The organism is Microcystis sp. M079S1, assembly GCF_020246425.1.
Classification (GTDB): domain Bacteria; phylum Cyanobacteriota; class Cyanobacteriia; order Cyanobacteriales; family Microcystaceae; genus Microcystis; species Microcystis aeruginosa.
Genome location: NZ_JADBSZ010000269.1, coordinates 50,011 through 59,242, shown reverse-complemented (window position 1 = coordinate 59,242; position 9,232 = coordinate 50,011). Strand labels below are relative to the sequence as shown.

The window sequence follows — 9,232 nt, the reverse complement described above, 5'->3', positions numbered from 1 at the left end:
TCAGTCATATTTTTTGACAATGAATATTCAGTATAAGTAGTCTGGAGATAAGTTTAGACCAATCTTCCATTATACTCTACTTTGCGTCGAAACATCACAGACTTAAGATTAGGACAATTCCTGCGCCACAAGCTAAAAACAAAGAAAGATTCTTTTCCTCGAAACTTAACCTGTGCGACTAAATCGCTTTCATGCCTTTCTCCTTCCGTGACATCGGTAAATACTTCTTTGTCTAAAAAAGTAATCGAGTCCCTATCTAAATAATCCATTACTTGAGGAAAAAATAACTCGATAAATTCGACAAAAAAGGTGGAGATTAACTCCTTAAATAAGCGATCATGGTCAATATTATTAGTCATGTAATATCATCTTAACTAATCTGAGCGGTGAATGACTGCCAGAAAATAACAACTTTTTGATTCTAACAAGTTTAAGGTTACTTTGTCTCCTGATACTAAATCTGGTTATTAAAGACTGATTATTTATTCCCCTTTTTGCATGAGGCATGAGTAGAAAACGGGTTTCTCCGAGAAACCCGTTTTCTGTGCGTTACTCAGTAATTACTACCAAAAGCTACCGTTTAGTTAATGTTAGTTTCGCTTCTTTGCGGGGGAGATTAGGAGAATAAATAAAGGCAATCTCCTGACTCCTGAATACTGACTCCTGACTCCTGAATACTGATTACTGAATACTGATTACTGATTACTGTTTACTGATTACTGAAAAGTCCCGCTAATCTTTAGATAAATTGCGAGAAACATACCAAGTAAAACCACCGCCGACAACTGCCATAACTGCTAAAGCTAATAGTACCGGTCGGAGTCCGAATTGAGTTTCGGCGATACCCGCGACAGCTAAGGGTAAAGAGAGGGCAATATTAACGGCATTGTTTTCTAAACCAAAGACTTTACCGCGCATTTCGGGGGGTGTATCTGCCTGTAGGGTAGTTTGCATGGGAACCCCGACTAAAGCGGCAAAAATCCCTAATAAAGCCGTCATAGCGAAGGCTAAAATTAAACTCTTTGTGGCTAGAGATAAACCGATTAAAGCTGTCGCCATACCCAGGGAACCCCAGAGACTTAATTGGGTGTGGGAGAATTTTTGGCCCCAATAACCCAAAGTAATCGCACTAACTGCCATTCCTGCACCACAGGAGGCTAATAAAAAGCCGAATTGAGAAGCTTTTAACCCGGGTAGTTTTTCCGCCATACTGACGGCTAATACCGATAGAGCAGCAAAAATACAGAATAAGATGACTAATTGAATCAGGGCGTTACGAACTTTATGATTTTTGTTGAGGTAACGAATGCCGTCGCGGATATCTTCCCAAACATGGGGCTGTTCTGCGGTAGGAATGACATATTTTTCGTTAGTTCGCAGGATAATTAGAATTAAACCGGCAATTATATAAAAAGCACCGACAATCATCACTTTGCCAATATCAAATTGTCCGGCTCTCGTGCCGAAAATGCTATCGGCAAAAGCTAATACCGGTTCACCGATGGCAAAACCGATAATTAATACCGCCATGGTGGTTAAAGTGTTGAGGGAATTAGCGGGTAGAAGATGACGACGTTTTACCACTAATGGCAGGGTAGATTGTTCGGCGGGGGCAAAAAATTGGGTTAAGGTGGAGACAAGAAAAGTAATGACTAACAACAGGAAAAAACCGAAGGGTAAATTAAATTCTCCTTGTAGCCGGTAATGCCAATTTCTTAAACCTTCCGGCAGCCAACCGAGGGGAACGGCTAAAGTTTGCTCGCGCACTAACCATAATAATAGGGGAATGAGGAGGACAAAAGCCCCGCGTAAAAGGTTAGAAATAACTAAAACTTGTTTTTTTAACCATCTATCAACATATACACCCGCCACCGAACCCACTAACACCGCCGGAATTGTATTAGCAATCATTATCGCCGATACCCAGCCACTAATCGACTGATCGGCTTTTTGGTAATGGGTGGCAATTAGGGAGATCATCAGGACTAAATAGAATTTATCCGCTAATTGGGAAAAAATTCCCCCCGCCCAGAGAGTGAGAAAGCGCGGGTTTTTTAGCACTGGGGCAAAACCCTGACTAGGATTGGATTTGGGCGCACGTTTAGGCAAGCGGTTCATGGTTTCTGCGTCGGATTGCCTCGGTGAGGAATCGGAAGAATTAAAAATAGGAGTGGAGGAGTCGCTAGAATTAGCGTCGCTAGTTTCTGAGTCAAACAGTTGCATTATGATAACTTTTACTATCTGTTTAAAATTCTAAGGGAGATAAACCCTCAACTAATGCCGAGGAGCGAAAAGTTTTTCCCAGATGATATTGAGTATAGCGGCGCAGCAGGCGATCGAGGTTAATCCAAGCTAGTTCTGAGGTAAGGTTTTCTTCTGGGGGAAAATCTGTTTTTCCTAGGCATTGCAGTAATTGCAGTTCTTGCAACGTCAGTTTACTATCGATTTTGGGCGGGTTGATTGTTTCTGTGAGGGCAGCTAGATCTATTATTCCCCCTGCCTCGAAACTAAATCCTAGGCAATTGTCCCCAATTAAAGCTTTTCCCGTCAACAGGCAGTTATGGACTTGCGGCACTAAGCCGGCAATTATTAAGAAATGAAAAATTGCTTGACAAAGATAGGGAAGTATGTATTGATTCTCGTCGAGGACTTCAATTCTGGCCAGATGGCCGCAGATTAATTCGTATAATTCCCTCTGGGGTTGTTCGCTCAGAGCGATCGCCAAAACCAGTTCGCAGAGGTATTGGCTAACGGTGAGTTTGGCGAGATTTTGACTTAATTTGGGATAAGATTCGATAGTTTCGGCTTGCACGACCTTATCTAGGGATTTTCCTGCGACTATTAACAGATTATTGACCACAAATAGTTCACTTCTACCCCGCAGGGAAGATTTATACTTGCGCGCACCGGGAGCGATGGCTCTAATTAAACCATATTCGGCGGTCAAAATAGTTAAGAGGCGATCGGCCTCTCCGAAGGCCATTCCTTGCAGATTGATTCCAGTAGCTTGATAGGTACGAGACATCATTGATAGCAGTTATCTTAATGGTGAGGTACGAAGTTTTCGGTTTGGGGAGACTCCGAGACGACTCCCTCTAAACCCTACACCCTACACCCTGCCCCCAGGAAAAACTTTTTCGGCAACCCTAGCTAATTGTCTTCCCAAAGAGACTTGATCTAATCACCAAGCAAAAGTGAATCAGTCAGGACTATGGGGGAGATGCTATGGAGGTTAGCGGACTCGAACCGCTGACATCCTGCTTGCAAAGCAGGCGCTCTACCAACTGAGCTAAACCCCCGATCTGGTTTTTGAGACACTCTCGTTATTATAACCTATAGTGAAAAATATTACAAGTAAATTTTCCCCTTGCCTGCCATGTCTTATCTAGTCGCCACTTTTTACCAGTTTGTGGCTTTGTCAGATTATCGTCAAAAACAGCCAGAAATACAAAAATACTGCCAAGAAAGAGGAATTAAAGGAACTATTCTTCTGGCAGCCGAGGGGATTAACGCAACGATCGCTGGGAACAGTCTAGCGATCGCCGAGGTGATTAGTTGGTTAAAAACCGATACTCGTTTAGCTAATCTAGAGGTGAAAGAGTCTGTTTGTGATTATTTGCCCTTTCAACGCTTAAAAATTCGCTTAAAAAAGGAAATTGTGACTTTTGGTCAACCCAAGGCTAATCCTCTCGAAAAAACAGGAATTCATCTCAAAACTGAAGAGTGGAACCAATTGCTGAAAGAGCCGGACGTGGTAGTTATCGATACTCGTAATAATTATGAAGTGGCGCTCGGTACTTTTGCGGGATCGCTTAACCCAGAAATCCAGCATTTTCGCCAATTTCCTGAGTATATTTACGACAATTTTGATCGTATTAACAATAAGAAAATAGCTCTTTTTTGTACGGGGGGAATTCGCTGTGAAAAGGCGGCAGCTTTTTTATTAAATCAAGGCTTTTCTCAAGTTTATCAGCTAGAGGGAGGTATTTTGAAATACTTGGAAGAAGTTAGTCCCGATCAGAGTCTTTGGCAAGGAGAATGTTTTGTTTTCGATCAAAGAGTGGCACTAACAGCTAATTTAGAGGTAGGACATTATGAAATGTGTCCCGCTTGCGGTCATCCCATCGATGAAAAAGATAAACAATCCCCCAATTACCAAGCGGGAATATCTTGTCCCTATTGTAGTTGATTTTATCCTATCGTCCTGCTCCCATCTCCCTACTTTTCTAGGTTCTGGTTACTTTTTTTTGCGGATTTGTGTACCAGAAATCATGTCATGAAGGGCGCGTTTTTTCTTTGTCCAGGCTGCCAGTAAAAAGCCCAAATATAAGGGAGCAGTGGAGATAAATTTTAGTAAGTAGCGGCGATTGGCTCTTGCAAAAGATATGCGTCGGCCTTGGCTATCGGTGACGGATAAATCAAAAAACATTTTACCAATAGTGGCTTTAAAAAGATATTCTAAGAAAACATAATATAACCATTTAATCACTATTCCTAAACCGAGAGCAGTCAGGATGGCAATATGTTCGTGAGTAAAGTTAATTTTGGCTTGAATATTATAGATAATTGCTGCTACAAATAAAGCAACCCCGATAATTGTTGTTCCAGCTGCACTTAATCCTGCTGCATAGTAAACCCAGATTTCTTTGGCTATATCAAAATCAAGGTTTAAATCTTGAAAAATTGACCATTGTTGTAAGCGAAAACAGATATAACCACCTAATAAAGCGGCGATAATAAGAACGATAAAAGAATCAATTAAAGAGGCTTTTAACCGGAGCCAAAACCCAGCATAACTGGGAGAAATTGCAGCGATTAAAGAAATAATTGCAGGATTGGGAATAGCAATAATTTTAGGTTTTTCAGGAGAAGAATTTTTAGTTTTTTTAGGTTGATGGGGATTGGCTTTAATATCGGTAATAATTTTTAGCAAAGTTTTGGTGTCTTTAGGTCGATCAATAGGTTTTTCTGCCATTAAATTATCGATAAAATCTGCTAATCGAGAAGGGATTTTTGGGGCATATTTACGCCAGTTAAATTCATTAGTATTAATATTATAAATTTTCGGGTCACTGGGTTCTTTACCAGTTAACAAAAAGACGAAAGTTTTGCCCAAAGCATAAAAGTCTGATTGGGGGACAGAGTGACCAAGAGATTGTTCAGTAGGAGCATATCCGGGAGTATAAATTCCTGTATTTTTGCCTCCTGCTAGGACGGTTTTAGTGACTTGTCGCGCCGCTCCAAAATCAATTAAAACTAATTGACCATCGGGTTTTAAGATAATATTAGAGGGTTTGATGTCGCGATGATAGAATTTATGTTTGTGAACCTCGTGGAGAATATTAGCTAACTGAGTTAACCAATCCAAAGCGAGATTATAATCAATCGGTTTAAATCCTCTTTGTTTTTGATATTCTTCTAAGTCAATACCAGCAATTTTCTCCATAACTAAACAGTGTAAAGCAGTTTGACTCTCCCGGGGATGATAAATAAAATAGTTTTCTCCTTTGGGAATACCGGGGTGATTTAATTGTTTTAAAAGATTGGCTTCCTGTTGAAATAAATCAATAGCTTTGCTGGAATCGTAGGTAAGAACTTTTAATACCTTGGGTATTTTATGTTCATCTATCACTTCATAGGTATTACCAAATCCACCCTTGGCACTCAATAAATTTGTGACTCGATATTTACCATTTAAAAGCAAGTCGGAACCACAGGATTGACAGTAACGACTCTCCTTGATACTTTTCGGTTTAGGACAATGAGGATTAATGCAAAAACTCATGGATTTTATTGGTAGAGTACAAAATAAACTTGATGATTAAAATATCCACTGATATATTTAAGGTTTATTGCCAAGAAAAAAGCCGCGCAATCCCAAAGTAACCACGGCACTTAAAAAAGCTACAACCATGGGGATAATCAGGGATTTAAACCCTTTCAAGTCCGCAATATCTTTAACTAGGATTGCATAACTATCTTCGACTTTTTCCAGTCGTTTATCCATCGCTTCGACTTTCTGATCAAGAGTTTTAATATCTCCCTTGATTTCTGTGACTTCCACCTTTAAATCATTAACATCTTTTTGGAGAGTGTCAAATTTTTGATTAACATCTTTTTGGAGACTGTCAAATTTGTGATCCATATCTCTTTGGAGATTGTCGATTTTCTGATTAACATCTCTTTGGAGGGTGTCGATTTTACTCTCGATCCTTGTCAGGACAGATTCGAGAGAATAGGTAACGGTTTCGCTAGTTTGTGTCATCATTAAAAACCTCTTGAAAATAACTACTTTCTTGAAATAAAAAATCAAGGTTTATTGCCAAGAAAAAAGCCGCGCAATCCCAAAGTGACCACGGCACTTAAAAAAGCTACAACCATGGGGATAATCAGAGATTTAAACCCTTTCAAGTCCGCAATATCTTTAACTAGGATTGCATAACTATCTTCGACTTTTTCCAGTCGTTTATCCATTGTTTCGACTTTCTGATCAAGAGTTTTAATATCTCCTTTGATTTCTGTGACTTCCACCTTTAAATCATTAACATCTTTTTGGAGACTGTCAAATTTTTGATTAACATCTTTTTGGAGACTGTCAAATTTTTGATTAACATCTTTTTGGAGACTGTCGATTTTCTGATCCACATCTCTTTGGAGACTGTCAAATTTTTGATCCATATCTCTTTGGAGATTGTCAAATTTTTGATCCATATCTCTTTGGAGCGAGTCAATTTTCTGATTAACATCTCTTTGGAGATTGTCGATTTTACTCTCGATCCTTGTCAGGACAGATTCGAGAGAATAGGTAACGGTTTCGCTAGTTTGTGTCATCATTAAAACCCTCTGGTCGATATAGCCAAATATAATTAGGTTATGCTGAAACAGTTTTTCGTGGGGGTGGGGTGTCGGGTGTGGGGTTTTAGCCATTTTCAGGTGGTCAATTACCCAATGTTCAGGGAAAAAGTACCTGAATTTTCCCCCCTGATCACTCCAATGGCTGGCACTTTTTGATTTCAAAAAAGCCTAAAGATATTATCCAACAAAGTTTTTAGATTTATTCAGCCAGCCCTAATTATTCCCCTATTGCCTATTGCTAGGAGCCAAGGACGATTTTGCTACCGGAAAATTTTCAATTGTGGCCAGAGATCGATCGTGGTAATTTAAGAAAGCGATCGGGGAACTCTAACAGGGAAGATCCCGACCCTAGCCTGGGAGTGTCTGTTTAACTGTCTGTCCTATGTACAAGTCTATTACTGTTTTAACGCTGCTGACGGGAATTATTGCCGTTGATGTGGTTTTTGCTCAATCCACTGTTAATCTTCCCATCACAGTTAAACGGGGAGAATCCTACGAAGGATTATTGACTAGAGCATCGCAATTAGCAGAGAAAACTATCATCAGTCGTTTTAATCAACAACAGGGTCTTAATAAAATTGATTTATTGATAACCGCCGAAAAATCAGGTGCGATCGCACCTCTCCTCTCGGTGAAGGTATCCCGTCAAGATTGGTTTGGCAACCCTAATATTCAACGCTGGGGGAATGTTTTTCCCTTTGGCAAAGATCTCCTCGGTTTTAGCTCTCCCGCACCCGTCGTCACCCCGAAAAGTCCCCCCGCTGCCGTTAATCCCACGCCATCTCCAGCACCATCTCCCAGTGCTACCACTCCTCCCCCTGCTTTACCCTTCGAGGATGAGCCGAATAATGCTCCCCCAATCCCCATTCCTAACCAAAGATTAACCATCCAGCTAATCGTTAATCGATAGGAAAAGGAGAGGCTTTCGGCAGATATATTGACTTTTAAGTGGCAAAACGGGGCTGAAACCAGTCTAGGGGGAAAATATCATCTTCTTGGGCGGTTTCTGTCCAACCGGTGACGCTCTCAAAACAAGTCCCCGTCAAGTTAGCACCCCTCAAGTCCGCTCCCTGTAGATTTACCTCTTGTAAACGCGCTCCCGCTAGATTAGCAGCCGCTAAATTAGCCCCGCGTAAATCACTACCCGTCAGACGTGCCTCGCTAAAATTAGCCCTTTCTAAATTAGCCCCCTGAAAGTCCACCTCTTTAAGAAAAGAGCCGCTAAAATTGGCTTCCCTTGCGGAAATCTGACGACATTTAGTGCCACTTAACCGCGCTTCCTGCAAATTAGCCCAATTGAGATTGACTTTATCTAGGGTTGCCTCCAAGAGATTAACTAAGTATAAATTCGCCCCGCATAAATTCGCCCCGCATAAATTCGCCCCCCGGAGATTAGCATGGGAAAGATCCGCCCCACTTAATCGCGAGTTACGCAGGTTTGCCTGTACCATAAAGGCCCCGGTGAGATTAGCTTTGGTTAAGTCCGCTTCCACTAATTGCGCTTGACTTAATTTGGCATAGGTTAAATTCGCCCAATTCAAACTCGCTCCCCGCAGATTTGATTTAGTCAGAAAAGAGCGGCTCAAATTAGTTCCGCGCAAATTGGCCGCAGCAAAATTGACAGCGATTAGAGTCACTTGTTGTAGATCTAGACTCATCAAGTCAATGCCTAAAAAATCCCGCTCTCCTTGTTCGTAGAGTCTTAGTAACTGATTAACTTTCATCTCCCTTCTTCTACTTCTAAGATGGTGGTTAAGAAGTAATCAACAAAAGCACCTAAAAACTTTGTCCGATAACTAACTCAGCTTTTAGATGAGAAATTTACGAGGCTCTCTTTTGAGTTTATGTAAAGTTTTTTATCGATTTTTTAAGAGAAGATAACCCGAACAGCAAGTTAATTTTAATCATAGTTAAGTAGCTTGGCTAAAAAAGTTTGACTGGTTTTTCCAATTCTACCCCAGTCCATCGGGTAATTAGTATCTGAAACTACTCTTGTTAAAAAACTTATCTATTGTTTAAACTCGATTATATTTAGGGCTTGCTGAAAAAGTTTGTTGGTGGGGTTAGGAGTCAGGAGTCAGTAGCCGGTCGTCAGTAGCCGGTCGTCAGTAGCCGGTCGTTTCAGGCTTTGTTGCCCTCTTTTTTGTACCAGTTTATGTACTACAAGAAGGATAATGCCAGGTTTTTGAAGGTCTTAATCCTATTTTCGCAGCACTAACATCGGATTTTAACAGGTCAAAAGCCTTATTTTAAAAGGGTTTTACCATTATTCAGCCAGCCCTATTTAACCCAGCCAATTCTCCCTATTTTCTCGGATCAGGGCGGTAGAGCCGAGAGGACTTTCAGGGTATTTTTACCCAAATCATCCTAAATCTGG

General features: G+C 40.8%; 7 protein-coding genes, 1 tRNA gene and 2 pseudogenes. 2 read left to right on the top strand and 8 right to left on the bottom strand.

The annotated features are described in order from the left end of the window. Positions 1 to 128: 128 nt before the first annotated feature. The 4 genes and pseudogenes from IM456_RS17755 to IM456_RS17740 all read right to left on the bottom strand — a co-directional run. A pseudogene (locus IM456_RS17755) lies at positions 129 to 359 on the bottom strand (flagellar assembly protein H); the annotation flags it as partial. A 373-nt stretch (positions 360 to 732) separates the two neighbouring features. Then, positions 733 to 2,223: an MFS transporter gene (locus IM456_RS17750; protein WP_149985465.1), complete on the bottom strand. Its 1,491-nt coding sequence runs from the start codon at positions 2,221 to 2,223 to the stop codon at positions 733 to 735. Positions 2,224 to 2,245: 22 nt separating this feature from the next. Beyond that, positions 2,246 to 3,028 (bottom strand): DNA repair protein RecO, encoded by a 783-nt coding sequence (gene recO / locus IM456_RS17745; protein ID WP_287692478.1) that lies wholly within the window; start codon positions 3,026 to 3,028, stop codon positions 2,246 to 2,248. Positions 3,029 to 3,226: 198 nt separating this feature from the next. Beyond that, a tRNA-Ala gene (locus tag IM456_RS17740) sits at positions 3,227 to 3,299 on the bottom strand. Between the two features lie 77 nt (positions 3,300 to 3,376). On the opposite strand from IM456_RS17740, the gene trhO reads away from it, so the two are divergent. Then, on the top strand, positions 3,377 to 4,189 hold the full coding sequence (gene trhO / locus IM456_RS17735; RefSeq protein ID WP_012265880.1) for an oxygen-dependent tRNA uridine(34) hydroxylase TrhO: 813 nt from the start codon (positions 3,377 to 3,379) through the stop codon (positions 4,187 to 4,189). Positions 4,190 to 4,237: 48 nt separating this feature from the next. On the opposite strand, the gene IM456_RS17730 is transcribed toward trhO, so the two are convergent. From IM456_RS17730 to IM456_RS17720, 3 genes are read right to left on the bottom strand one after another with little or no spacing between them, the layout of a single operon-like run. After that, on the bottom strand, positions 4,238 to 5,785 hold the full coding sequence (locus IM456_RS17730; protein WP_287692480.1) for a protein kinase domain-containing protein: 1,548 nt from the start codon (positions 5,783 to 5,785) through the stop codon (positions 4,238 to 4,240). Between the two features lie 57 nt (positions 5,786 to 5,842). After that, complete coding sequence (locus IM456_RS17725) at positions 5,843 to 6,265, bottom strand: shikimate 5-dehydrogenase (protein ID WP_045361681.1); 423 nt, start codon at positions 6,263 to 6,265, stop codon at positions 5,843 to 5,845. A gap of 44 nt (positions 6,266 to 6,309) precedes the next feature. Next, positions 6,310 to 6,831, bottom strand: a complete 522-nt coding sequence (locus IM456_RS17720) for a DNA recombination RmuC family protein (protein ID WP_041804724.1) — start codon at positions 6,829 to 6,831, stop codon at positions 6,310 to 6,312. A 406-nt stretch (positions 6,832 to 7,237) separates the two neighbouring features. On the opposite strand from IM456_RS17720, the pseudogene IM456_RS17715 reads away from it, so the two are divergent. Next, positions 7,238 to 7,758 (top strand): annotated as a pseudogene (locus IM456_RS17715) (hypothetical protein). Positions 7,759 to 7,799: 41 nt separating this feature from the next. Here the strand turns inward: IM456_RS17715 and IM456_RS17710 are convergent. Beyond that, positions 7,800 to 8,579: a pentapeptide repeat-containing protein gene (locus IM456_RS17710; RefSeq protein ID WP_149985461.1), complete on the bottom strand. Its 780-nt coding sequence runs from the start codon at positions 8,577 to 8,579 to the stop codon at positions 7,800 to 7,802. Positions 8,580 to 9,232 lie beyond the last annotated feature (653 nt).

Excerpts from the sequence above, each read along its gene's own strand:
- IM456_RS17710 (WP_149985461.1), bottom strand. The coding sequence starts at position 8,579 with ATGAAAGTTAATCAGTTACTAAGACTCTACGAACAAGGAGAGCGGGAT.
- recO (WP_287692478.1), bottom strand. The coding sequence starts at position 3,028 with ATGATGTCTCGTACCTATCAAGCTACTGGAATCAATCTGCAAGGAATG.
- IM456_RS17750 (WP_149985465.1), bottom strand. The coding sequence starts at position 2,223 with ATGCAACTGTTTGACTCAGAAACTAGCGACGCTAATTCTAGCGACTCC.
- IM456_RS17725 (WP_045361681.1), bottom strand. The coding sequence starts at position 6,265 with ATGACACAAACTAGCGAAACCGTTACCTATTCTCTCGAATCTGTCCTG.
- IM456_RS17730 (WP_287692480.1), bottom strand. The coding sequence starts at position 5,785 with ATGAGTTTTTGCATTAATCCTCATTGTCCTAAACCGAAAAGTATCAAG.
- IM456_RS17720 (WP_041804724.1), bottom strand. The coding sequence starts at position 6,831 with ATGACACAAACTAGCGAAACCGTTACCTATTCTCTCGAATCTGTCCTG.
- trhO (WP_012265880.1), top strand. The coding sequence starts at position 3,377 with ATGTCTTATCTAGTCGCCACTTTTTACCAGTTTGTGGCTTTGTCAGAT.